This window comes from Micromonospora parva, assembly GCF_040649675.1.
Taxonomy (GTDB): Bacteria; Actinomycetota; Actinomycetes; order Mycobacteriales; family Micromonosporaceae; genus Micromonospora; species Micromonospora parva.
The window spans coordinates 128,063-149,907 of sequence record NZ_JBEZFX010000010.1; the positions used below are offsets into that span (position 1 = coordinate 128,063).

The window sequence follows — 21,845 nt, forward strand, 5'->3', positions numbered from 1 at the left end:
TTCGCCCATAGTCGACAGTGCAGAAGAGGCCACTAAGCCCCGTTTTCCGCGCTGCTTCTACTCGTTGACAACGGGACGGCACGCTGCGTCAAGAACCATTCCCGGGACCGGGTGAGCGATCACAGCTGCCGAACTTCTGCCGTCCCGGTAAAGACCTTCGGCGTCGGCTGGCCCGGGTCCGTGGTGATGACAAAGGTGCCGGCGTGAGTGTGGTCGGCAGCCGAGAAACCGACGTACACCTCGATCTGCCCGGCCTCCACCGCGTAGGCCATGCGCCGGTCGTAGAAACCGAGCTGGCCGGTGGGCAGCGCGAACCGCACCGCCACCCGCCCACCGGCAGGCAGCGCGACACGGGCGAAGGCCTTCAGCTCCAGCACCGGCCGGGTGATCGTCGCCTGCGGGTCCCGGACGTAGAGCTGCACGACCTGCTCCCCAGCCCGCTGCCCGGTGTTGGTGACCGTGACCTCGACCTCGACGCTGTCCCCGGCGCGGACCTGCGCGCTCTCCACCACGGCGTCGTCGATCGCGAACGAGGTGTACCCGAGGCCGTGGCCGAAGACGTAGCGCGGGGCGACCGGCGAATCCACGTAGTCGCCGTGCCAGTGCGACCGTCCGCCGGAGACCTTGTGGCCGTAGAAGACGGGGATCTGGCCCACACTACGGGGGTACGAGATGGGCAGCTTCCCGCTCGGGTTCACCTCGCCGAGGAGCACCTCGGCGATCGCCCGCGCCCCGGTCTCCCCCGGCAGCCAGGCCATCAGCACCGCGGCGCACTCCTCGTGCAGGACGTCAGTGCCGACGGGTCGACCCGCGACGAGCACCGCCACGACTGGCGTACCGGTGGCGACGACGGCTCGGACCAGCTCTTCCTGCACGCCCGGCAGGTCCAGACTGGAGCGGTCGCGCGACTCCCCCGTGGTGGTCCCGAGCGTCACCCCCGAGCGGTCCCCCAGGACCAGCACCGCGACGTCGGCTGCCGCGGCCACCGCGACCGCCTCGGCGAACCCCTCCGTCGACGGATCGAGCACGTCGCAGCCCGGGGCGAAGCGCAGCCGCTCGCCGAGCCGCGCCGCGAGTTCGTCGCGCACCGTCGGCACCCCGCCGATGCTCTCGTCGATCTCCAGGTCGTCCGGGATCGTCATCATCTCGCCGAGCAGCCCGCGCCGCTTGCGCGCGGCGATCAACGCCTCGATGTGGGCCACGAACGAGTAGTCACCGAGCAGGTGCCGGGCGTTGTCCGCGTTCGGGCCGATGAGCGCGACGGTTCCGGCCTCGGCGAGCAGCGGCAGGACGCCGTCGTTCTTGAGCAGGACGAGGCTGCGGCGGGCGATCTCCAGCGCCACATCCCGGTGCCGTTCGGCGTTCACCGTCGTCGTGGCCGCGTCCTCGTCGACGTACGGGTTCTCAAAGAGCCCGAGTTCGACCTTGTGCCGAAGGACCCGCGAGACCGCCTCGTCGAGTTGGGCCTCGCTGACCTCGCCGGCGTCCAGGGCGCGACTAAGGGCGTCCGCGTACGCGTCCGTCGCCGGCAGTTCGACGTCCACGCCCGCGCCGAGACCCACCGCCGCGGCCTGCTGCTTGTCCGGGGCGAAGTGGTGGTACGTGTGCAGGTCGTTGACGGCGAAGTAGTCGGAGACCACGCTGCCCGTGAAGCCCCACTGGCCACGGAGCACGTCGGCGAGGAGTTCCTGGTTGGCGTGGCAGGGGACGCCGTCGAGCTCGTGGTAGCCGGCCATCACCGACTGGAGGCCGCCCTCGCGGACCGCCGCCTCGAACGGGTACAGGTACACCTCGCGCAGCAGCCGCGGCGGCAGGTGCGCCGGCGCCCAGTTCAACCCACCCTCGGACGCCCCGTACCCGACGAAGTGCTTGGCGGTGGCGAGCACACCGTCGGTCAGGTCGGCGCCCTGCAGGCCCCGGACGAACGCCACTCCCATCCGGGACACCAGGTACGGGTCCTCGCCGTAGGTCTCTTCCGTCCGGCCCCACCGTGGGTCGCGCGCCACGTCCAGCACCGGCGAGAGGCCCTGGTGGCTGCCCATGGCGCGCATCTGGGCGCGGACGGCGTCGGCCATCTGCCGGTTGAGCTCGGGCTCCCAGGTGCTCGCGACGCCGATCGCCTGCGGAAAGATGGTCGCCTCGCGGGCCATCACCCCCGAGCAGACCTCCTCGTGCACGATCGCCGGGATCCCCAGCCGGGTCTCGGTCACCAGGAACCGCTGGATGGCGTTGGCGGCCCGGGCCACCTCCGCCGCCTTCAGGCTGGTCGCACCCGCGACGCGGGTCACGTGCCCCAGGCCGTGCGCCAGCACCGACCGGGCCCGCTGCGGTGCGAACCGCCCGCTCTCCAACAGAGTGAACGCCCACGTGCTGCCCAGTTGCGCGAGTTTCTCCTCGCGGGTCATCCGGGCCAACAGATCCGCCACCCGTTCGTCGACGGGCGCGTTCGCGTCGGCGTAGGTCGCCTCGATCGCCGGCTCAACACTGGTCACCCGGTCACCCCAATCACCGCGACAAGCTGGTCTTCCGGCCTCGTCGGTCACCACGCCACCGGCGCCGGGCCGCGCGCTGCGGGCGGCGGGCCGGGTGGCGGCGAGGCGCGGGAGCCGGACGCCCGGCCAGCTGCGCGGCGCAGCCCTCCGTCGGGTGGGCCGTCCACACTTTGATCCAGGCGCCGTGTTCCCTTACGTAAACGTAATCGGTAACGTTTACATCGATCGACAACGTAATCGAGCGCGATCACGTTGTCCAGAGCTCACACCGCCTCCACCACCCCTCGGTCTCGGCGCTCGGGTAGAGATCTCCGCGTCGTACCGCGCACGAAGGGAGCCAGCCCTGAACACCCACCCCGACAGCGCGCCGGAGCACGTCGTGAACACGGCCCGCCTGACCCTCGACCCCCGCCGACGAGTCGCGCCCGTGCCACGCCGGCTCTTCGGCTCGTTCGTCGAGCACCTGGGTCGCTGCGTCTACACCGGAATCTACGAGCCGGGCCACCCGAGGGCCGACGCCGACGGCTTCCGGGGCGACGTCCTCGAACTGGTGCGCGAGTTGGGCGTCACCACGGTGCGCTATCCGGGCGGCAACTTCGTCTCCTCCTACCGCTGGGAGGACGGCGTGGGCCCGGTCGACAAACGACCGACGAGGCTCGACCTCGCCTGGCACAGCCTGGAGACCAACGCGTTCGGGCTGGACGAGTTCATGCGCTGGGTCAGCAAGGCCGACCTGGACCCGATCATGGCGGTCAACCTCGGCACCCGGGGCACCGCCGAGGCCGTCGACCTGCTCGAGTACGCCAATCACCGCGGCGGGAGTCACCTCGCCGACCAGCGCCGCGCCAACGGCGCGACCGACCCGTACGGGATCAAGCTGTGGTGCCTGGGCAACGAGATGGACGGCCCGTGGCAGGTGGGCCAGCGAAGCGCGACCGAGTACGGGCGTCTCGCGGCGCAGACCGCTAAGGCCATGCGCCGCTTCGACCCCGATCTCGAACTCGTCGCCTGCGGCTCCTCACACCTCGGCATGCCGACCTTCGGCAGATGGGAGCGCGACGTGCTGACCGAGGCGTACGACGACGTCGACCTGATCTCGCTGCACGCCTACTACCAGCCGGTCGACGACGACCTGGCCAGCTTCCTCGCCTCGGCCGAGGAGATGGACAGGTACATCGACGCCGTCACCGCCATCGCCGACTCGGTGGGCGCGATCCGCCGGTCGACCAAGAAGATCATGATCGCGTTCGACGAGTGGAACGTGTGGTACCAGTCCGCCGCCCCGTCCACGCCCCCGAGCGGCGAGGACTGGCCGGTAGCGCCGCCGCTGCTGGAGGATCACTACAGCGTGGCCGACGCGGTCGTCGTCGGCGGCCTGCTGATCAGCCTGCTCCGGCACAGTGACCGGGTGACAGCGGCCTGCCAGGCCCAACTTGTCAACGTCATCGCACCGATCATGACCGAGCCGGGCGGCTCGGCCTGGCGGCAGACCATCTTCCACCCCTTCGCCCGCACCGCCCGGCACGCCCAGGGCACCGTGCTGGACGTGCTGCGCGACGGCAGCACGACGACCACCGGCCGCTACGGCGAGGTCGACGCGGTCGACGCGGTCTCCACCTGGGACGACAGCACCGGGGAGATGAGCGTCTTCCTCGTCAACCGGGCCCTCGACACCCCGGCCGAGGTGACCATCGACGTCGCCGGCGCCCAGGTCACCGACATCATCGAGTGCGTCACCGTCGGCGGCACCGACCTGCACGCCAAGAACACCGCCGACGGTCCGGACCACGCCGCGCCGCGCCCCAACGGCACCGCACGCGGCGCCGACGGCAGCGTCGGACTGACTCTTCCGCAGGCGTCCTGGACCATGCTGCGGCTGCGCGCCACCGACACCAGCGCGTGATCGGCTGACGAACCACCCCGGCCGCGCACATCCTGGCTTCACCAGGGGTGCGCGGCCGGGGCTTCCCCACCACAGGGAGTACGGGGTCGAGCCGGGGACTACCGGGCGTCGACCGGATCGCTGTGCGAATCGTTGAAGAGCTTGTCGCCCTGGTAGCGGGCGACCACCGGCGCGTTCAGCTCACCGCGGACGGTCGTCGTCAACCGGGCGACGCCGTGGCGCACCGGGGCCGACCCGAGACGCGTGTCACCAGCGAAGAAGTCGACCCGGCCGGCCGGTGCCGACGCGCTGGTGCTGACCGCGTCGACGGTCGCGGTGGCGGTGACCTTCGTCAGCCGCGACCCGCCCGCCGACGACGTGGTGACGTCGAGACCGGTGGTGGTGGCCCGGAAGGCCAGGGTACGCAGGTAGTGGTCCAGCAGCGGGCGCCAGACGTGCCAGGTGTGCACGCCCGGCACGTTGTACTCGTCCAACTCGACGCCGGCCGCCCGCAGCGCGGCGGCGTTGCGCTGGGAGTTCTCGGCGATGTTGCCCAGCCGGTCCTGGAGCCCGGTGCCGATCATGATGCCACCGGTCACCGCCTTCATGCTGTCGACCTGCGCCGGGGTGGCTGCCGGACCGCCCGCACTCCACGCCGCGTGGTAGCCGAACAGGTCGGTGTGGTTGTACATGATGGTGTACGCCCGGCTGCCACCGGCGGAGAAGCCGGCGAAGGCGCGGTCCTGCGCCCGGGTCGAGACGTGGTAGTTCTGCTCGACGAACGGGAAGATGTTGTCGCGCAGCTCGTTGACGTAGCCCTCGTTGCCACCGGGGAGGCCGTTGAAGTCGGTGGAGACGATCACCATCGGCTGCGCCGCCCGGTCCTTGACCGCGTTCTCCAGGATCAGGTGGGCCACGCCCTGCATCGTCCAGGCGGTCGAGTGGTCACCGCTGCCGTGGCTCAGGTAGAGCGTCGGGTACGGCGTGGCCCGGTTCGGGTCGTAGCCGTGCGGCAGGTAGACGACGATGTCGTGCACTCCCGCCGGGTTGGTCGACAGTGGCGAGGGGTACCGCCGGGACTCCAGCCGGCCGACCTTGGCCACCGGCGCCTGGTAACCGGTGTCGTACGTGGGGAACTTCCGACTGGCCGGGACGTAGATCGTGCTGCGTACCGCGCCGGGCGCTCCCGGGTACTGCGGCTGGATCTGCCAGCGGTTGGCGGGGTCGTCGTGCAGGGCACAGCCGGTGGCGAGCTCGTTGGCGCAGTCGTGGGTGAACGCGTAGCGGAAGGTGCCCGCCGGCAGTGGCGTGGTGAAGGTCCACACCCCGTCGGGACCCTTCCGCATGGCCTGGGTGTGCCACGGGGTGGCCGCGACGTCGCCCGGCTGCCACTCGGCGGGCGGGCGCGCGTCGCCGCAGTCCTGGCAGCCGATGTTCTCCGGTCGGGAGTAGAACCAGTCGCCGTAGATGTGGACCTGCTGGACATCGGCTGGCGCCTGGTACCGGAAGGTGACTGTGTAGCCGGTGGGGGCCTGGTCGGTGCGGGTGACGGTCGGGCCCAGCGGCGCGGGCGGCGCCGGCGGTGCGGCCGAGGCCGCCGGTGCGGCGACCGTGCCGGCCGTGACGGTGATGGCGGCGAGCAGCGCGAGCATCAGCCGGCGCGTCGGTGCCGGCGTCAGGGGACGGGGAGGTGCAACGGGCATGTCCTGCTCCCTCTTCGGCGTGTGGTCAGACCGCAACCGAGCGGCCGACCGACCATTCGATGGTGAGGCGAAGGGATACCAGTAACGAGCGATGCAGCGATGCGAGCGCTAACATCGTTCCCTGTCGAAAACAAAACCATGAATTGCATTGATGGTCAAGAAGGGTCCGTGAACCCGGACCAAATAGATTGCGCCACAAACAATTTGGGCACGCTTCGGCGGCGCCAGAACGACCGGCGCGCGAATTCCCTGTCTGGTCAATTTCGGCAAGGAATTCGCGCGCCAGCCACAGGTGGCGCGAAAACGCACCCGCAACGACCGGCGGAGGCGGTTACCCGGCCGCTGGCACCAACCTCCCATCGATTCGCCGGGAAATGGCGGTGTACTCGTCGCGCAACTCCTCGGGCAGGACCCAGGCCGGGGCGTCCTGCCACGCCAGCGGGCGCAGGAACCGTCGGATCGACGTGGCGCCGACCGACGTGTGCACGGCGTTCGTCGACGGCCAGGGCCCACCGTGGTGCTGGGCCCACGACACCCGGACACCGGTGGGGTAGCCGTCGAAGACGACGCGACCGGCGCGGGCGGCGAACACGTCGGCCAGGCGGCGTACCACGTCGGGGTCGTCGCCCGGTCCACTGTGCAGCGAGCCGGTCAGCGACGGCGGAACGGCGTTCAGCGCGGCGTCGAGGTCGGCGTCGTCCTCGTAGCGGACCACGACCAGAAGCGGTCCGAAGCACTCGTCGGCGATCTCGGCGGTCAGGCCGGGGAGGCCGACCTCCAGGAGGGTCGGCGCCACGGTGAAGCCCGCGCCCCGGTCGACCTGCGGCCGCGCCGCCACCCGCGCGCCGGCCCGCTCGAACTCCGTGGCCCGACTCTCGTACGCGTCCCGGATGCGCTCGTTGAGCAGGACCGCGCCGCCCGACGAGTCGACCCTCGACCGCAGCGCGTCGACCAGACGGTCACCACCCGGATCCGACGGGACGAACGCCAGGCCGGGCTTGGTGCACAGCTGACCGCCCGAGTTCGTGAAGGACCCGAACAGCCCCTCGGCGATCTGGTCCGCCCGGGCGCCGGCCGCGTCGGGCAGCACCACGATCGGGTTCACGCTGCTCAGTTCGGCGTACAGCGGGATGGGGTCGGGTCGTTCGTCGATGGCCGCCTGGATGGCGCGGGCGGCGCCGACCGAGCCGGTCAGGGCGGCCGCCCGGATCGCCGGGTGGCGCACCAGCGAGCGACCGGCCTGCTCGCCGTACACGATCGAGATGACGCCCTCGGGCCCGCCGAGGTCGCGGACGGCCAACTCGATCGCGGCGGCGGAGGCCTGCGAGGTCAGCGGGTGCGACGGGTGGGCCTTCAGGATCGTCGGGCACCCGGCGGCCAGCGCGGCGGCAGTGTCACCGCCGGCAACCGAGAAGGCGAACGGGAAGTTGCTGGCCCCGAAAACGGCGACCGGCCCGAGCGGCACGAGCATCCGCCGCAGGTCCGGGCCGCGCCCGAGTGGTGTGTCGGCGGCGTGATCGATGGCCGCCTCGACGTACGCTCCGTCGCGCAGCACCTCGCCGAACATCCGGAACTGGACCGCCGCCCGGGTGAGTTCCCCGTCGAGTCGCGCGTGGCTCAGCCCGGTCTCCACCTCGGCGGCGGCGACCAGGTCCGCCCGCCGGGACTCCAGCGACGCGGCGATCGCGTCCAGCAGCTCCGCGCGGCCGACCCGCCCGCGGGCGGCCAACCACTGCGCCGCCCCGGACGCCTGACCGGCGATCACCTCCAGCCGAGACTCGTCGGTCTCGCTGAGATCCGTCGCGCGACGCTGACCGTCGCGCGGATCGACAGTGCTGACCACGTTCACAGCAGTCCTCTCCTCACCAGATTGCCCATCAGATCGCGGACTCCGAAGTGCCAGGGCTCGCACTCCTCCGCGTGCCGCACCCGGTTGACCAGGGTGCCGAGCGCCGGGCAGCTGATCCGTACCACGTCGTCGACCTTGTGGGTGAAGCCCTCGCCGGGGCGGTCCCGGTCCTGGATGGGCGCGAACATGGTGCCGAGCATCAGGGCGGCGCCGTCGGGATAGTGGTGGTGCGGCCCGATCAGCTGCCGGACCAGCTCCTGCGGATCACGCGACATCCGGGTCATCTCCGAGACCGCCTCCAGGTGGAAGCCGTCCACACCGCGAACCTCCAGGCGCACTTCGAGTTCGCGGACCCGATCCATACCGAATCGGTCGTCGAAGAGCCGGATCAGCGGCCCGAGGGCGCAGGAGGCGTTGTTGTCCTTCGCCAGCGGGAGCAGGAGCGCCGAGCGGCCCTCGATGTCGCGCAGGTTCACGTCGTTGCCGAGGGTGGCGCCGACGACCCGGCCGCTGGACGCGACGATGAGCGTGACCTCGGGCTCCGGGTTGTTCCAGGTCGACGCGGCGAGCACGCCGACCGGGACGGCGGTGCCGACGGCGGAGAGGATCTGTCCCTTGGTGAAGATCTCGGCGTCCGGGCCGATCCCCACCTCCAGGTACTGGCTCCACATGCCCTCGGCCACCAGCAGGCTCTTGAGCCGGTCCGCCTCCGGTGAGCCGGCCGCCAGGTTGTGCAGGTCGACGCCGACGTCGTCGAGCATGCGCTGACGGATGTCCGCCGCCAGCGCGAGGTCTCCCCGCGCCCGTTCCTCGATCACCCGTTCGATCATGGAGATGGGGAAGGTCACGCCGGCGGCCTTGAGCGCCTGGAGGTCGACCGGGGCGAGCAGCCAGGGGTGGTCGCGGTCCCGGGTCGCGGGCGCCGTGTTGGCCAGCATCTCCCCGAAGTCACCCACCCTCGGCCCGTCGATCCCGGCGATCGTCGCGGCCGGGTCGGGCAGCTCGCAGATGTCGCGGACGGTCGGGAACCGGTGGCTGAGGTCGATGACCTCGCCGTCGCGGACGGTCACCGGTGAGGGGCCGTCGCCGGTCGGATCCCAGATCCGGCCGATGAGGACGCTGTCGGGGTCGTCCGGCAACGCCTCGGCGGCGGTGCCGACCCAGTCCGCACCCGCGGCCTGCCCTCGCGGCCGTGGCACCGTCATGAGTCGCTCTCCAGGTTGAAGAAGGACCGCTCGTCGCGGGGACGGATGTCGTAGACGGCGTCCTGGAACATCCGCAGCGGATGGGGTGTGAACGGGTGCTGCTCGATCGCGGCGAGATCCACCTCGATGCCCAGGCCGACCCCGTTCGGGATGAGGATGTCGCCGTCCTCGGTCAGCACCAGCCGCTCGTTGGTGATCTCCGGACGCCACGGCACGTCGGTCGCCATGATCTCCAGGTACCGGAAGTTGGGCAGCGTCGCCCCGAGTTGCAGCGTCGCGGCGGTGCTGAGGGGGCCGCTCGGGTTGTGCGGCGCGAACCCCACGTAGCTGGTCGCGGCGAGCGTGGAGATGAAGGCCAGCTCGGCGATCCCACCGGCGTGCGTCACGTCGGGCTGGACGAAGTCGACGGCCTGGCGGGCCAGCGCCGGGGCGAAACCCTGCCGGCCGTACCACCGCTCCCCCGCCGCGATCGGCACCGGCGACGCGCGACGGATGTCGACGAGCGCGTCAAGATTGTCCGGTGGGCACGGCTCCTCGAACCACACCGGGTCGAACTGGGCGATCTCGTTGGCGACCTTGATGGCGTGGCGGACGTCGAAGCGGCCGTGCCCCTCGACGAACAGTTCGACATCGCGGCCCACCGCCTGACGGACGGCGTCGATCTGGGCCAGCACCCGGTCCAACTGTGCGGTGGTGATGGTGAGGTCGTAGTTCTCGAACGGGTCCCACTTGAGGCCCCGGAAGCCGGACTCCACCGTCCGGCGCGCGGCGGCCGCGTAGTCCTCCGGTGTGACGGCGCCGGAGAACCAACCGTTCGCGTACGCGCGGACCCGGTCCCGGGTCGCGCCGCCGAGCAGCCGGGAGACCGGGACGCCCAGCTCACGCGCCGAGATGTCCCACAGGGCCATCTCCAGCGAGCTCAACGCGGTCATGATGACCGGGCCGCCGCGCCAGTACCAGTCCCGCGCGGTCTCGTAGAGGATCTTCGAGATGCTGGTGGGATCCAGGCCCACCACCGCCTCGGCCAGCTCGGCGATCGCACCCTGGACGGCGCGTTCCTTGCCCTCCAGGGTGGCCTCACCGAGCCCGGTGATCCCCTCGTCGGTGCGCACGCGCACGATGACGAGGTTCGTGCGGTAGAAGTCGACGACCAGCGTGTCGACAGAGATGATCTTCATCTTTCGGCTCAACCCTTCACCGCACCGGCGGTCATGCCGGACACCACGTACTTCTGGACCAACAGGTAGAAGGCGACGGCGGGCAGTGTGAACAGGAAGGCGACAGCCATCACCGTCTGGATCGGTGTTCCCAGCTCGCCGATGAAGTTCGCGATGCCGACGGAGGCGGGTTGCAGGTCGGGGTTGAAGATGAAGGTCACCGCGAACACGTACTCGTTCCAGGCGTGGAAGAAGGCGATGACCGCGGTGGCCGCGATCGACGGGGCGATGAGCGGCACGTTGATGCGGGTGAGGGTGGTGAACGGCCGGGCGCCGTCGGCGCGGGCGGCTTCCTCCAACTCCTTCGGGATGCCGTCGATGGCGCCCTTGAGGATCAAGGCGACGATCGGCAGCACGAAGGCGGAGTTGACGAGGACGAGGCCGGCCAGCGAGTCGAGCAGTTCGAAGCGGCGGAACAGCGCGAACAGCGGGACGACCATGAGCGCCTCGGGAAGCATCTGCGTGAACAGCAGCACGACGGTCAGCACGGCCTTGCCCCAGAACGAGAACCGGGACAGCGCATAGCCGAGCGGGATGCCCAGGCCGACCGAGACGACCATGGTGCCGACGGCGATGATCAGGCTGTTGAGCAGCCAACCCGCGGCCTTGCCCTCGGCCAGCGCGTCCACGAAGACCCCGAACTGGCCGAGGTCCGGCGTGAGCCGGGGCTGGTCGGCGAAGAGGTCGCTGTTGCTGGACAGCGCCGTGACGAACATCCAGTACAGCGGGAACACCGCGACACCCAGCACGACGAGCACGGCGACGATCCGTGCGGTGACACCGAAACGGAAGCGCCTCATCGGACGTCCCCCTTCTCCACGGCACGGGCGACCAGGCGGCTGCCGATGATGACGATGAGCGAGATGACGACGCCGACCATGCCGATGGCCGCCGCCGATCCGAGTTCCTTGGAGTCGAACGCCTGCGAGTAGAGGTCGATGACGAGCGTCTCGGTGGCCCCGACCGGCCCGCCCTTGGTCATCAGCCAGATCAGCTCGAACCGCCGCAGCGACCAGATCGTCATCAGCAGGGCCAGCAGACCCACTGTCGGCTTGATGACCTGCCAGGTGACGGCGCGGAAGGTGGCCCACCGTCCCGCGCCGTCGACGGTCGCGGCCTCGTTGAGGTCCTGCGGAACGGACTGCAGCGCGGAGAGCAGCACCACGGAGGTGAACGGGAACAGCTGCCAGATGGTCGTGGCGAGCACCGCCGGGAGCGCGTAGCGCGGGCTGTCCAGGATGGCGCCGCCGGGCACCCCGAGCCCCACGGCGTCGAGGAAACGGTTCACGATGCCGTACTGCGCGTTGAGCATCCAGGTGGCGATGAGCGCGACCGCGATACCGGGGGCGGCCCACGGCACCGTCACCAGCGCCCGCGCCACGCCACGACCCCGGAACTTCTTGTTGAGCAGCAGCGCGACGACCAGCCCGGCGCCGATCGCGACGACGACGCAGGTGATCACGTAGACGATGGTGATCAGCAGGGTGCGGTGGAACTCGGGGTCGCCGAAGATCCGGTTGTAGTTGTCGAGCCCGACCCACTCGCTGCGGGTGGGGTTGAGCAGCCTCGTCCTGGTGAAGCTGAGGTACACCTCCTGGAGCAGGGGTACCGCCTGGAAGACGAGGATGAACAGCGCGGCGGGGGCCAGGAAGAGGTACGGCGTCCACTTGCTACCCAGGGGGCTGGGCCGACGCCGGGCCCGGCCTGGGGATGTTGTCTTCGGTGCTCCGGTCTGCTCGACCACAGTCATCGGGTTCGATCCTTCTGGGGAAGGACGCTGCCGGCGCACGGATCGTCGCGCCGGCAGCGTCGCCGTGTCGAGCGGTCAGCGGACCAGTTCGGTCGCCTGCTGCTGGGCGCGGTCCAGTGCCGACTTCAGGTCGGTCTTGCCCTGCAGGGCAGCGACGACGTTCTGCACGACCACCTTGCGGATGTCCGGCGTCTTGGCCTCGAACCCCAACACGATCTGCGGCAGGCTGGTCTCGGTGAGCCCGTCGAAGACGGTGAGGAACGGGGTCTCCTTGAGCGTCTCCGCGCTGCGCTGCGTGGTGGTGGCGACGCTGCTCGCGCCGAGGATCTCCTGCAGCTTGACCTGGTTCTGCGGCTCCAGCGCCCACTTGATGAAGGTGCCCGCCTCCTCCTGGTGCTCGCTCGCCTCGTTGATGACGACCGGGGCGAGAATCGCGCCCTGCTTGCGGACCGGGAACGGGATGGGGGCGACGCTGAAGTTCAGCTTGGCGTTCTGGCCGCGGGTGGCGGTCACGTAGCCGCCGTTGTTGAGCTCCATCCCGACCTTGCCCTCGGCGAACATCCGCCGGAACGTCGCCGCGTCGGCTCCGCGCGGGATCACGTTCGCGTCGTAGAGGTCCTTGAACGCCTGCAGGCCCTTGAGGTTCTCGGGCGAGTTGATGGTCAGGTTCTTCCCGTCGGACCAGGCGCCGCCGAAGCCGTAGACGTAGTTGAAGATGTCCTGCCAGACACCGGCCTCCTCGGCCTCGGTCTGGCGGAACGCCAGACCGAAGACGTCGCCCTTGGTCAGCGACTTCGCCGTCGAGGTGAACTGCTCGAAGGTGGTCGGCGGCGTCGGGATCAGGTCCGCGTTGTAGAACATCGCGTAGTTCGACGCTTCGAAGATGACGCCGTGCCGGACACCGTCGTGGACCATGAACTGGTCCGGCTGCTTGAGCAGGTCGTACTTGCTGGCGTCGATCACCTTGTCCAGCGGCGCGACGAGGCCGGCGTCCGAGGCCGCCTCGAACTCGGGCATGTCGAAGCGGACCAGGTCGGGGCCCTTGCCGCTGCCCATCTGGGTGAGCACGGTCTGGCCGAAGGTCGGGTACGGCACCGCGGCGGCGGAGACCTGGACCTTGGTCTGGCTCTGGTTGAACTCTTCGAGCCACTTCGTCAACAGGGGCCCACGGCCGGGGTCGCCGAAGGTCGAGGCGGCGAAGGTCAGTTTGGTGACGCCGTCACCGGAGTCGCCGTCCGAGCCGCAACCGGTCAAGAGAGCGGCAACCAAGCCCAGGGCACATGTCGCCCTGACGATGCCGAAGCGAGAGCGCTGATTACCCATCGTTACTCCACTGTTACGAGTTGGCGTCAAGGGGGTGAAATTGCAACGATCGTAGCGCCATGTGCAACGGTGTCAAGTGGCGATTGCGCATCGCGTCATCTATATTGCACAATATGCAATGACAGCGACGGCGCTATCCGTCGCGCGAGGGGAGAAACAGCCTTGGCGCAATCGATTCGTCGCGCGATCGACCTCATCCGGCGATCCGCGGAGCACCCGCTGTCCCTTACCGAGGCTGCGGACGTGCTCGGCGTCCACAAGTCCACAGCCCTGCGCATCCTGCAAACACTGGAGTCCGCGCGCTTCGTCCGTCGGACCGGCGCGGGCACCTACGTGCTCGGCAGCGGCCTGATCGAGTTGTCCGAGCTCGCGCTCGGCTCGATGGACCTCCGCCAGCCCGCGGCCGCGCACCTTCGTGCGCTGCAACGCGAGACCGGCCACACCGTACACCTGGCGCAGCTGACCGGCGACGAGATCATCTATATCGACAAGGTGGACAGCCCGGCGTTCGACGCCGTCAAGCTGCCGTCACGGGTGGGACGCGCGGTGTCGATCTACGCCAGCGCCGTCGGCAAGACGATCCTGGCGTACCTGCCCCGGCAGGAGCGCGACCGCCTGCTCTCCCACGTCGTCTTCGAGAAATTCACCGACACCACCTTCACCGACCACGACGCCCTGGAAGCCGAACTCGCCCGCATCCAGCAGTGCGGCTGGGCCATGGACAACGGCGAGCACGACGCCTACGTGATGTGCGTGGCCGCGCCGATCAGGGATTCACGGGGTCAGGTCATCGCCGCCGCCTCGATCACGGCGATCGAGGTCATCGCGAGCCTCGATCAGCTGAAAAGCAACCTTCCGCTGTTGCTGGAGACCGCCAACAAGATCTCGTACGAGCTCGGCTACGCACCGCCAGCGACGGCGAGCCCGGAAGGTGCCGGCCACGGCGCGACCTGAGCGCGCCCGGCCCGGACGATCACCGCGTCGGCGGCGCCGACCCGCCGGTGATCCGGTGGTGCTCGTCGGTCTCCATGTCGATGAAGGCCTGGATCATGCCCCGGTAGATCCGTTCGATCAGATCCGGGTCGGCGCCGGCCTCGCCCGCCAGCGCGCGGACCCGGGCCACCACCTGCGCCACGCGCTCCGGTGCGCGGACCGCCTGACCGTCGCTCTTGAGCGGGGCGGCCTGCCGGACCAGCGCCTCGCGCCGGGCGAGCAGGCCGACCAGGTCACCGTCGAGTTCGTCGATCCGAGCGCGGATCTCGGTCAGTGTCACAGCGGTCTCTGTCACGCCGGAAATCGTCGCACGACGACGACACGATCAGGCGACCCGTTCACCGGCCGTCGCGTCAATTGCCCGCTTTCGCCCTAATCTCGACAACGTTCACGTTCGCCCCCAGCACGGCAACCACGGGACCGGGTCCAGGTCTGCGAGGGTACGAAGACCGGCCCACCGTTTCCCCAGTGCCTGCGCACGACTCCCACGTACGTGGTCCTCAATGGAGGGTCGGGGTCGAACCACGACTACCTGCTCCTCCCCAGCTGCCGGATCAGCGGCATCGAGTGTCCGTTCATCACCACCGCCAGTGCCCCGAACTATTGGCTGGAGGCGTGGAACAACGCCCAGCCGGGGCAGCCCGGTCACGTCGTCTACCCGCACATCGGGCTGGGCGTCAACTCCGCCGACCCGACGATCCGGATGCAGGACCAGTTGCACATCCACCTGGCCGGCATCCACTCGGGAATCCAGACGCAACTGAACAACCACGACAGTGCGATCAGCAACGATCCGACGCGGTGGCGCAACCAGATCGTGCCGGTCTGGGGCCTGACCAGCACCGGCCTGCCCGCCCCCCGCTCGTACCGGGTGCTGCACGTCGCGAACCTGAACGGGAACCTCTTCCGGCTCCTCCTGGACAGCGTGGTGCGGCCGACCGGGACGACCATGGCGGCGCAGATGCTGGCCGTGACGCCCCGACTGACCGGAAGCGGCGGGTTCTACGTGCTGAACAGTGAGCCCGGCCTGCCGGTTCCGGCCGGGCAACCCGGTGGCACGGGCACCGTCGACTTCCTGCTCGCGTACGGCTGAGGGGTCGACCCGGTGTCAGCGGCGCCGGTGCTGGCGCCGGCACGCAGGCCCTGATCGATAAAGTTGATCAGCCAGGTGAAACTCTCGTCGACCGACGTGTCGATCTGGAACCCGCCGGCCGCCTCCAGGGTCGCGAACCCGTGCAGGACGCTGCGCAGCGTCCGCATGGCGTGGATCTCCTGGCCCGGGTCCAGCCCGTACCCGCTGAGCATGGCCGCCCAGGAGGCGAGCACCCGCTCGCTGGCCGGAATGAACGGGTCGTCGGGGCCGGTCGGGCGGACCGCGTTGGCCGCCGCGTACCGGCCGGGGTGTTCCCGCACGTACGTGCGCATCGCCTGCGCCCCCGCGGCGAGCGCGTCGCTACCGGCCCGACCCTGGATGGCGTCACGGATGACATCGCCGGCCTCGGTCATGGCCAGGATCGCGATCCGGTGTGCCAGGTCGGCCTGGCTGCTGACGTGCTTGTAGAGCGAGGGGGTCTTGATCCCGAGCCGTTCGGCGAGCAGGCCCATGCTGAGGTTGTCGAAGCCGACCTCGTCGACAAGCGCGGCGGCGGCTTCGGTGACCGACGCCGGGGTGAGCCGAGCCTTAGGCATTGGTCAGCGTCCGGGCGAGGAAGGGCAGGGCCAGGGCGACGACCTCGTCGGGCGTCTGCGTGTGCGGGTAGTGTCCCGCGCCCTCGATGACGGCCAGCTCGCCGAGCCCCTGCGGCAGGTCGGCGATGATGCGTTCGCCCTCGGCCCGCGGGTCGGCCCAGTCGGGGTCGACGCTGCCCTGGATCACCAGGACCGGGCAGGTGACGTTGGGCAGCTGCCGACCAGCGTCGGCGGCGCTGGTCTTGGCCATGGCCTGGAGGGCCTTCATCCGGCCGGGCTCACTCATCTTGGCCTCGATGCGCGCCAGCTCGCTGTCCCAGTCGGCGGGCTTGGTCGGGATCGCCAGGTTGAGGTAGTTGCGCCAGCTCGCCACGCTGCCCCGCAGCAGCACCTGCGCCAGGTGCAGGTAACCGGCCCGGTAGCGCTTGACCCTCACCAGCCCGGCGAGGTCGATGGACTGCGCGCGGGTGAACGGCGCCAGCTCGATGACGCCGGAGATCACGTCGGGCGCGGTCGCCGCCGCGATGGTCGCGGCACCGCCGCTGATCGACTGGCCGATGAGCACCGCCGGGCCGCCGAGGTGGCGTACCACGGCGACGAGATCGTCAGCGATGTCGGTGCGGCTGTAGCCGTCCCAGCCGAGGCTGGAGTCACCGCAGCCGCGGATGTCAACGGCGGCGACCCGGTATCCGGCGGCGGCCAGGGCCGGAGCGACGAACCGGTACGAGTGCCGGCTGTCGCCCATGCCGTGCGCCAGAACGACCAGTGGCCCCTGCCCGGTGAGGTCGTAGGCGATGGTGTTGCCGGCAATGTCCAGGTATTCGGTCATGACGCCTCCACAGCGAGCTAATGCGATTAGCTTAAGGCTAACCGCATTAGCCGCAGGAGGCAAACGGCTGGCCCGGTTACCCGCCGCCACCCATGCCGAGCTGGGGATAGAGGGCCTCGGGGGCGACGACCGCCCCGGCCGGCCGGACGACGCTGACCGTCGACCCGAAGTCGCTGTAGCGCAGGGACGCGCTCGGCAGACCACTGGCCTCCGGCATCAGGAAGCTGACCAGCCGACCCTCGGTGTCCAGCATCGCCCGGAACGCGTGTCGCCGTGCGCTGTCCGGAAAGACACCACCGGGATCGAGCCGGAAGCTGATCCCGTTACCGACGCCGATCCGGCTCGCGTCGATCGTCCCGGTGATCTGACGGCCGTCGGCACGTGCGGTGACGATCGCGTCGATGAGGCGGCCCGAGCCGCCGGAGTCGTTCCTGCCCGGCGCGAAGCTCAGGGCGAAGCCCGCCGGCACTCGGGCCGGGTCGAGGACCATCCACTGGTCGCCCACGCCCCGCAGGAGCTGACCGGCCTTCAGGTAGACGTCGTCGTCGATCATCCGGATCTCGATCGTCCCGCCCGGCGCCGTGATCGTGGCGTTCACACGCTTGTTGACGTTGTCGGTGTGCGACAGCGAGGTGATCTGGCTGGCGATGTCGACGTCGCTGCGAAAGCTCGTCTGATTGACGAACGCCGTGCCCGCCCGCAGCAAACCGACCGCCTCGGCGGTGGCGGCGGCGTCGGCGCTGGCGCTGGCGCTGGCGGTCGACTCCGGAGCGGTTCGAGGTTCCGGGTCGCGCTCCGCCCGCGTGCCGACCGAGCAACCCAGCAGAAGCAGGCCCACAGAGATGCCGGCCAGCGTGGCTCGACGTGTCATGGCCATCACGGTAGGCGCGACCCGCAAGGTGTGGTGACCCGTATAGTGCCGCGATGGAAACGGACCCGGTACGGCAGGCTTACACGTCCGTCGCAGAGCTGTACATCGAGATGTTCGGCACCAAGGAGCAGGTACACCCCGACGACCTCGCCCTCATCGAGCGACACCTGGGGGATCGACAGGGCCCGGTGCTCGATCTGGGCTGCGGGCCCGGCCACCTCACCGGTTACCTCCGGGCACTCGGTGTCGACGCGGCGGGGATCGACCTGGTCCCCGAGTTCATCGCGCACGCGCGGGCCGCCCACCCGGACGTCGAGTTCCGGCTCGGGTCGCTGGCCCACCTCGACGTCGCCGACGGGTCCGTCGACGGCATCCTGGCCTGGTACTCGTTGATCCATCTTCCGCCGCAGGAACTCGACGGCGTACTCACCGAGTTTCACCGGGCGCTGGTCCCGGCCGGGCGGTTGGTGCTGGGCACCTTCTCCGCCGACGAGGTCGGCGCCTTCGACCACAAGGTCGTGACCGCCTATCGGTGGCCGCTCGACGCGCTCTCCGAGCGACTCACCCAGGCCGGCTTCCGGGAGGTCGAACGCCTACCCCGAGCCGGCGACGACCAGCACCGACCGCACGCCGCCATGGCCGCGGTGGTGGTGTGAGGCCGCCGAGGGCCGGCCTCCCCTCCCGGGAGGCCGGCCCTCGCGCAACTGCGCACCCGCGTCGAACCGGCGTCCGGTTCGGCGGCAGCACCCTCAGGCGTTGAGCTTCCCGGCGATCTTGACCACCCGCGAGGCCATGTGGTCCAGGGCGGCGAACTGGGCGTCGCCCAGCGGGGCGTCGTTGTTGCCGCCGGTGACGTGCGAGACGCCGTACGGGTTGCCGTCGGCGAACTTCAGCGGGTCGGTGTAACCCGGGGGCACGATCAGGCCGCCGAAGTGGTGGATGGTGTTGTAGAGCGCCAGCAGGGTCGACTCCTGGCCGCCGTGCGCGGTCATGGACGCGGTGAACCCGGCGTACACCTTGTCGGCGAGCAGCCCCTGCGCCCACTGCGGACCGAGGGTGTCGATGAACTGCTTGAGCTGGCTGGCGACGTTGCCGTACCGGGTGGGGGTGCCGAACAGCACCGCGTCCGCCCAGACGACGTCGTCGGCGGTCGCCTTCGGCTCGTTCTTCGTGGCGTCGAAGTGCTGGCTCCAGGCGGCGTTGGAGGCGATGGCCTCGCCCGGGGCGAGTTCCGGAACCTGACGCAGTCGCACCTCGGCGCCGGCCTTCTCGCCAGCCTCGGCGAGGCGCTTGGCCATGGCGTGCAGGGTCCCGGTGGACGAGTAGTAGATGACGGAAAGCTTGGTCATCGGAGGCATCCCTTCCCAAAGTAGTTGCTGTCGATAAATTTGCGGCCGCAACAATCTCGACTGTAGCAGTCGCCTCGCGGCACCCCAACGTCCTGCCCATGCCCGCCGCCGTGACGGAGCACACCACCCGACGGGCGCCGCGTTCCCACGTCACGACCCGTCCGGAGAGCTGGCCGGCTGCTGCCCCGGCCAGAACGGCCACTCCTCGAACGACCGGCACCGGCCGTCGCCGGCGAACCGGATGACCCACAGGTCGCGGTACTCCTGCTCGACCGGGTCGCCGTAGCGGACCTCCTGGCGCGACACGGCGGTGTCACCCTCGACCGCGACGATCTCCGTGGTCATCTGGAACACCTCGTCGGGACCCTTGCGCTGCTTCTCCCACATCCGGGCGATGGCCGGCAGCCCGACGACCGGCGTCCAGTACGGGCCCTGCTGGTAGCTCGCGTCCTCGGTGAAGAGCCCGACCAGGCCGTCCGTGCCCGGCGTACGCCAGAGTCGCTCGTAGGCGGCGAGCCAGTCCTCGACGTGCGTGCGGTCCATGGAATTCACCTTGCCACCCCGGCGGCGGCCAGCCGGGCGAACCCGCAGGCTGCCGGGGGTGCGGGCATGCTCGGGTGAGCGGGGCGCGAGCCCGGCGTCGGCGCCGCAAACCTTGACACCGAACGGCATACCCCGCCAGACTTCCCGATGCTAATTCGATTTAGCGTCCATCGAAACCCCTCGACTGCCAGTGCCCGGACCAGACCGCGACGTGCGACCACAGAGGAGTCTTCGCGCATGAGGGAAACGACCGGAAGACGCAGGCTCCGGCTTGCGATCTCGATTCTCGCGTTCACGGCACTCGGAGCGGGGGCCGTCGTCCCCGCGCCAGCTGCCGCCGCCGGCAGGCCCACCCCCGCGCCGGGCGCGACCGTCAAGGCGGACCGCACCTCACCCACCGGCTACACCGTCACGTTCGTCTACCGCAACCCGCACGCCACCCAGGTCCGCCTCGCCGGCGACCTGACCCTGCTCGACGTCAACACCGGCACCACGCGCTACCAGCCGGAACAGTGGCAACCGGGGCGCTACCACTCCGGCGGCACCGAGTTCCTCCGCGACATGACCAGAGACCCGAAGGGGAACTGGTCGGTCTCGGTCCCGCTGCACGCCGGAGGCCTCAGCTACTGGTACCGGGTCTGGGACCCGACCCAGGGCTGGGAGAACAAGCGCATCTGGGATCCCGCCTCGACGAACCCGCGGCCCCCGGGCGAGTCCTCGTTCCGGGTCAGGAACAACGACGTTCTCGACGCCGTGTCCGTGCCGTACGCCGAGAAGCAGAACGACCCGGTGCTCAAGGAACGCGCGGGCTACGAGTTGCCGGTGGCCGACCGCGCGAAGCGGGGCACGGTCACCTACATCCCGTACACCACGATCCTGGGCGACAGCGGCCACTACCTCGGCGTGTACCTGCCGGCCGGCTATGACGCCAACCGCGCGCAACCGTACAAGGTCGCGTACCTCGCGCACGGCATCTTCGGCGACGAGACCGACTTCATGGTCCCCGCGAACGTCCCGAACATCCTGGACAACATGATCGCCAAGGGCGAGATCGAGCCCACAGTGGTCGTCACCATGGGCAACCACTTCACGGGCACCAGCCTCGGCTTCGCCTCCTACAACCAGACCAACGCGGCCAACAACCTGGTCCAGACGATCCTGCCCCTCATCGAGGGCCGCTACCACGTCTCGACCGAACGCTCCGGGCGCGCCTACGCCGGGTTCTCGTACGGCGGAATGACGGGCGGCGTCGTGATCAGGAACTACCCGACCACCTTCGGGTTCTACGGACACTTCTCCGGCAACCCGTCGCTCACCACCGGGGACTACGACACCATCGCCAACGCGGTGGGAGACGACGACCTCTCCGTCTTCCTCGGCAACGGCGTCTTCGAGGGCAACCTCAACACCCAGAACGCCATCGCTGACAACTTCCGGGCCCGGGGATACGCCGCCGCGACGGCCCAGGTTCCCGGCGCGCACGACGGGATGACGGCGGGCCAACTGTTCACGATCTTCGCCCGGGACCACCTGTGGTCCGGGGTGGACTCGGTGTCGGTGACGCCCGCGTCGGTGAACCTGACGACAGGGTGGAACTGGGCCAGGCAGTTCCGCGCCCGGGTGACGACCAACGAGGGCGTGAGCCCGGCGGTGACGTGGTCGGTGCGGGGGGCGACCTCCCCGGACACCACCATCTCCGCGGCGGGCCTGCTCTCGGTCGCCGCCGGGGAGACCGCGTCGTCGCTCACGGTGGTGGCCACGTCGGTGGTCGATCCGACCAAGTCCGCTTCGGCCCAGGTCACAGTGGTGCCGGCGGGCACGGCACGGGTCACGGTGAAGGCGAAGGCCGCGCCTGCCTCGGTCGTTCGCGGTGACACGTTCACACTGCGCGTCGACGTACGGGCACAGTCGCCGCACCCGAAGGCTCCGACGGTGACCGGCGAGGTCGCGGTCAGCTTCGGCGGCGCGACCCACGTGGTGGCGCTGCGCGGTGGTGCGGCCGTCGTCGACCTGCCGACCGACGGACTGTCCGCGGGGGTGTACCCGGTGCACGTCGCCTACTCCGGTGACCCGGTGCACGCCCCCACCGCGGCCGTCCACCAGCAGCTGCGGGTCCGCTAGACAAGCAGGCGGGGTGGGCCGGCGGCCTT

Annotated in this window: 19 protein-coding genes; 5 read left to right on the forward strand and 14 right to left on the reverse strand. The window is 70.0% G+C overall.

All coding sequences use genetic code 11. The annotated features are described in order from the left end of the window. Nucleotides 1–119 precede the first annotated feature (119 nt). Nucleotides 120–2,492: a glycoside hydrolase family 3 N-terminal domain-containing protein gene (locus tag AB0C03_RS24665; protein ID WP_357639057.1), complete on the reverse strand. Its 2,373-nt coding sequence runs from the start codon at nucleotides 2,490–2,492 to the stop codon at nucleotides 120–122. A gap of 379 nt (nucleotides 2,493–2,871) precedes the next feature. On the opposite strand from AB0C03_RS24665, the gene arfA reads away from it, so the two are divergent. After that, nucleotides 2,872–4,395 carry an arabinosylfuranosidase ArfA gene (gene arfA, locus AB0C03_RS24670; RefSeq protein WP_357639059.1) on the forward strand — a complete coding sequence of 508 codons (1,524 nt, stop codon included), beginning with the start codon at nucleotides 2,872–2,874 and terminating at the stop codon, nucleotides 4,393–4,395. A 98-nt stretch (nucleotides 4,396–4,493) separates the two neighbouring features. Here arfA and AB0C03_RS24675 read toward each other — a convergent pair whose 3' ends face one another. From AB0C03_RS24675 to AB0C03_RS24705, 7 genes are all read right to left on the reverse strand, one after another. Further along, nucleotides 4,494–6,077 (reverse strand): alpha/beta hydrolase-fold protein, encoded by a 1,584-nt coding sequence (locus tag AB0C03_RS24675; RefSeq protein WP_357639061.1) that lies wholly within the window; start codon nucleotides 6,075–6,077, stop codon nucleotides 4,494–4,496. Between the two features lie 331 nt (nucleotides 6,078–6,408). Further along, nucleotides 6,409–7,926 carry an aldehyde dehydrogenase (NADP(+)) gene (locus AB0C03_RS24680; protein ID WP_357639063.1) on the reverse strand — a complete coding sequence of 506 codons (1,518 nt, stop codon included), beginning with the start codon at nucleotides 7,924–7,926 and terminating at the stop codon, nucleotides 6,409–6,411. After that, nucleotides 7,923–9,131 (reverse strand): fumarylacetoacetate hydrolase family protein, encoded by a 1,209-nt coding sequence (locus AB0C03_RS24685; RefSeq protein WP_156057430.1) that lies wholly within the window; start codon nucleotides 9,129–9,131, stop codon nucleotides 7,923–7,925. Before AB0C03_RS24685 ends, AB0C03_RS24680 begins: the two co-directional genes overlap by 4 nt. Next, complete coding sequence (locus tag AB0C03_RS24690) at nucleotides 9,128–10,309, reverse strand: mandelate racemase/muconate lactonizing enzyme family protein (protein ID WP_030330608.1); 1,182 nt, start codon at nucleotides 10,307–10,309, stop codon at nucleotides 9,128–9,130. Before AB0C03_RS24690 ends, AB0C03_RS24685 begins: the two co-directional genes overlap by 4 nt. A gap of 8 nt (nucleotides 10,310–10,317) precedes the next feature. Further along, nucleotides 10,318–11,148 (reverse strand): carbohydrate ABC transporter permease, encoded by an 831-nt coding sequence (locus AB0C03_RS24695; protein WP_210861717.1) that lies wholly within the window; start codon nucleotides 11,146–11,148, stop codon nucleotides 10,318–10,320. Continuing rightward, nucleotides 11,145–12,098: a carbohydrate ABC transporter permease gene (locus AB0C03_RS24700; RefSeq protein WP_030330611.1), complete on the reverse strand. Its 954-nt coding sequence runs from the start codon at nucleotides 12,096–12,098 to the stop codon at nucleotides 11,145–11,147. Before AB0C03_RS24700 ends, AB0C03_RS24695 begins: the two co-directional genes overlap by 4 nt. A gap of 75 nt (nucleotides 12,099–12,173) precedes the next feature. After that, entirely contained in the window at nucleotides 12,174–13,367 is a 1,194-nt protein-coding gene (locus AB0C03_RS24705) for an ABC transporter substrate-binding protein (protein WP_167337288.1), read from the reverse strand. Between the two features lie 123 nt (nucleotides 13,368–13,490). Here AB0C03_RS24705 and AB0C03_RS24710 point away from each other — a divergent pair, with 123 nt between their 5' ends. After that, on the forward strand, nucleotides 13,491–14,375 hold the full coding sequence (locus tag AB0C03_RS24710; RefSeq protein ID WP_167337289.1) for an IclR family transcriptional regulator: 885 nt from the start codon (nucleotides 13,491–13,493) through the stop codon (nucleotides 14,373–14,375). Nucleotides 14,376–14,394: 19 nt separating this feature from the next. Here the strand turns inward: AB0C03_RS24710 and AB0C03_RS24715 are convergent, their stop codons facing one another. Beyond that, nucleotides 14,395–14,709, reverse strand: a complete 315-nt coding sequence (locus tag AB0C03_RS24715) for a chorismate mutase (protein ID WP_030330617.1) — start codon at nucleotides 14,707–14,709, stop codon at nucleotides 14,395–14,397. A gap of 198 nt (nucleotides 14,710–14,907) precedes the next feature. Between AB0C03_RS24715 and AB0C03_RS24720 the strand changes: the two genes are divergently transcribed. Next, on the forward strand, nucleotides 14,908–15,507 hold the full coding sequence (locus AB0C03_RS24720) for a CDP-diacylglycerol diphosphatase (RefSeq protein WP_357639068.1): 600 nt from the start codon (nucleotides 14,908–14,910) through the stop codon (nucleotides 15,505–15,507). Here AB0C03_RS24720 and AB0C03_RS24725 read toward each other — a convergent pair. From AB0C03_RS24725 to AB0C03_RS24735, 3 genes are all read right to left on the reverse strand, one after another. Continuing rightward, entirely contained in the window at nucleotides 15,417–16,103 is a 687-nt protein-coding gene (locus tag AB0C03_RS24725; RefSeq protein ID WP_357639070.1) for a TetR/AcrR family transcriptional regulator, read from the reverse strand. The genes AB0C03_RS24720 and AB0C03_RS24725 overlap by 91 nt on opposite strands. Next, nucleotides 16,096–16,932: an alpha/beta fold hydrolase gene (locus AB0C03_RS24730; RefSeq protein ID WP_210857763.1), complete on the reverse strand. Its 837-nt coding sequence runs from the start codon at nucleotides 16,930–16,932 to the stop codon at nucleotides 16,096–16,098. The genes AB0C03_RS24725 and AB0C03_RS24730 overlap by 8 nt, the downstream gene beginning before the upstream one ends. Before the next feature lie 76 nt (nucleotides 16,933–17,008). Continuing rightward, on the reverse strand, nucleotides 17,009–17,803 hold the full coding sequence (locus AB0C03_RS24735; protein WP_357639072.1) for a hypothetical protein: 795 nt from the start codon (nucleotides 17,801–17,803) through the stop codon (nucleotides 17,009–17,011). A gap of 53 nt (nucleotides 17,804–17,856) precedes the next feature. Between AB0C03_RS24735 and AB0C03_RS24740 the strand changes: the two genes are divergently transcribed. After that, complete coding sequence (locus AB0C03_RS24740; RefSeq protein ID WP_357639074.1) at nucleotides 17,857–18,459, forward strand: class I SAM-dependent DNA methyltransferase; 603 nt, start codon at nucleotides 17,857–17,859, stop codon at nucleotides 18,457–18,459. A gap of 93 nt (nucleotides 18,460–18,552) precedes the next feature. Here AB0C03_RS24740 and wrbA read toward each other — a convergent pair whose 3' ends face one another. Both wrbA and AB0C03_RS24750 read right to left on the reverse strand, forming a co-directional pair. Further along, nucleotides 18,553–19,161 (reverse strand): NAD(P)H:quinone oxidoreductase, encoded by a 609-nt coding sequence (gene wrbA / locus AB0C03_RS24745; RefSeq protein ID WP_360054437.1) that lies wholly within the window; start codon nucleotides 19,159–19,161, stop codon nucleotides 18,553–18,555. A 141-nt stretch (nucleotides 19,162–19,302) separates the two neighbouring features. Further along, a complete protein-coding gene (locus AB0C03_RS24750) occupies nucleotides 19,303–19,695 on the reverse strand; it encodes a YybH family protein (protein WP_357639076.1) in 393 nt (130 codons plus the stop codon). A gap of 237 nt (nucleotides 19,696–19,932) precedes the next feature. On the opposite strand from AB0C03_RS24750, the gene AB0C03_RS24755 reads away from it, so the two are divergent. Further along, entirely contained in the window at nucleotides 19,933–21,816 is a 1,884-nt protein-coding gene (locus AB0C03_RS24755; protein WP_357639078.1) for an alpha/beta hydrolase-fold protein, read from the forward strand. Nucleotides 21,817–21,845: the final 29 nt, after the last annotated feature.

Coding starts and splice junctions, on each gene's coding strand:
- AB0C03_RS24675 (WP_357639061.1), bottom strand. CDS start 6,077: ATGCCCGTTGCACCTCCCCGTCCCCTGACGCCGGCACCGACGCGCCGG.
- AB0C03_RS24685 (WP_156057430.1), bottom strand. CDS start 9,131: ATGACGGTGCCACGGCCGCGAGGGCAGGCCGCGGGTGCGGACTGGGTC.
- AB0C03_RS24690 (WP_030330608.1), bottom strand. CDS start 10,309: ATGAAGATCATCTCTGTCGACACGCTGGTCGTCGACTTCTACCGCACG.
- AB0C03_RS24695 (WP_210861717.1), bottom strand. CDS start 11,148: ATGAGGCGCTTCCGTTTCGGTGTCACCGCACGGATCGTCGCCGTGCTC.
- AB0C03_RS24700 (WP_030330611.1), bottom strand. CDS start 12,098: ATGACTGTGGTCGAGCAGACCGGAGCACCGAAGACAACATCCCCAGGC.
- AB0C03_RS24725 (WP_357639070.1), bottom strand. CDS start 16,103: ATGCCTAAGGCTCGGCTCACCCCGGCGTCGGTCACCGAAGCCGCCGCC.
- AB0C03_RS24730 (WP_210857763.1), bottom strand. CDS start 16,932: ATGACCGAATACCTGGACATTGCCGGCAACACCATCGCCTACGACCTC.
- AB0C03_RS24735 (WP_357639072.1), bottom strand. CDS start 17,803: ATGACACGTCGAGCCACGCTGGCCGGCATCTCTGTGGGCCTGCTTCTG.
- AB0C03_RS24740 (WP_357639074.1), top strand. CDS start 17,857: ATGGAAACGGACCCGGTACGGCAGGCTTACACGTCCGTCGCAGAGCTG.
- wrbA (WP_360054437.1), bottom strand. CDS start 19,161: ATGCCTCCGATGACCAAGCTTTCCGTCATCTACTACTCGTCCACCGGG.
- AB0C03_RS24750 (WP_357639076.1), bottom strand. CDS start 19,695: ATGGACCGCACGCACGTCGAGGACTGGCTCGCCGCCTACGAGCGACTC.
- AB0C03_RS24755 (WP_357639078.1), top strand. CDS start 19,933: ATGAGGGAAACGACCGGAAGACGCAGGCTCCGGCTTGCGATCTCGATT.